At 74.4% G+C, this 1,028-nt stretch carries 2 protein-coding genes; one reads left to right on the forward strand and one right to left on the reverse strand.

The annotated features are described in order from the left end of the window. Positions 1-380 (forward strand): hypothetical protein (locus ABZ641_RS39310; RefSeq protein ID WP_359989544.1); only part of this gene is annotated, 380 nt, incomplete at its 5' end. 25 nt (positions 381-405) lie between these two features. Here ABZ641_RS39310 and ABZ641_RS39315 read toward each other — a convergent pair. Beyond that, positions 406-999, reverse strand: coding sequence for a transcriptional regulator (locus ABZ641_RS39315; protein WP_359989546.1), 594 nt, complete (start codon positions 997-999; stop codon positions 406-408). Between the last annotated feature and the right edge of the window lie 29 nt (positions 1,000-1,028).

Genomic DNA, 1,028 nt, shown 5'->3' on the forward strand with positions numbered 1-1,028 from the left:
AAGACATGGGCGAGTCCTGGGTCTTCGACGACGGCACCGCTCCGGCGACGGTCGAGGCGGCGCTCGACCTGCTGCGCGGTCGGATCGCCGCGGGACGGTTGGAGACCTGGCTGGCCGCCTCCTCCGGCCGGTCGCTGGGCGTCGTCAGCAACGGCGAGCGCGCGATGGTGCTGCTGCTCGATCCCGAGGGCGACCCGGGCGGGCACGCCGTGGATCCGCTGGCCGCCGGCCGCAGCACCGGTTTCGTCCTGACGAACGGTCAGCACGACGAGTACCCCGACACGGAGACCGTGCCGCTCCCGGAGGGCCTGCGGATCGTCGGCCACGTGCTGGCCACCGGTGTCCCGCCGGTCGACGCGGACTGGTCCGACGACCGCTGAACGGCGCAGCGGGCCGCCGGGCGGCTCAGTGGCGGGGGATGCCGAGGGTGGTCAGCAGGTCCTCGTGCAGCTGGAACCAGACGGCGTGGTACGAGTCGGTGCTCTCGGTGACGGCGCCCTGCTCGCCCGCGTGGGCGCGGCCGAGCGCGCCGGCCAACCGCTCCCGGTAGCGGGCGAAGCGGTGCAGGACGGCCGACAGCTCGGCGCAGACCTCGGCGGCCCGGCGGTCGAGGTCGGTCAGCCGGGTCAGCACGAGGGTGTCGTAGGTGGTGTCGGCGTGGTCGTTGAGGGCCATCGCGCCGTCGACCGGGCGGGTCTGCCAGGCCGTGCAGAGGTCGAGGAGTTCCGGGTTGAGGACGAGGAAGCGCTCGTAGACCTCGGAGACGGGCTCCCGGGCCGCGGAGGCCGCGAGTTCGGCCGCGATCCGTTCGGCGTCGGCGGCGCGGCCGGCCTCGGTCAGGCCCCAGCCGCCGAAGGGGCCGGAGATCCGGGTGACCAGCCCGGCCACCGCCAGGTCGATCAGCTCGGACTCCACGTCGGCCTCGGGGAGGCCGACGGCCTCGGCCGCCCGGGCGAGTTCGGCGAATCCGGTGCAGCGCAGGGTGTGGAGAACCAGCAGGTCGGGAGATCGGACGAGCGTCGGGTAGG

This window comes from Kitasatospora sp. NPDC007106 (assembly GCF_040634455.1).
GTDB lineage: Bacteria > Actinomycetota > Actinomycetes > Streptomycetales > Streptomycetaceae > Kitasatospora > Kitasatospora arboriphila.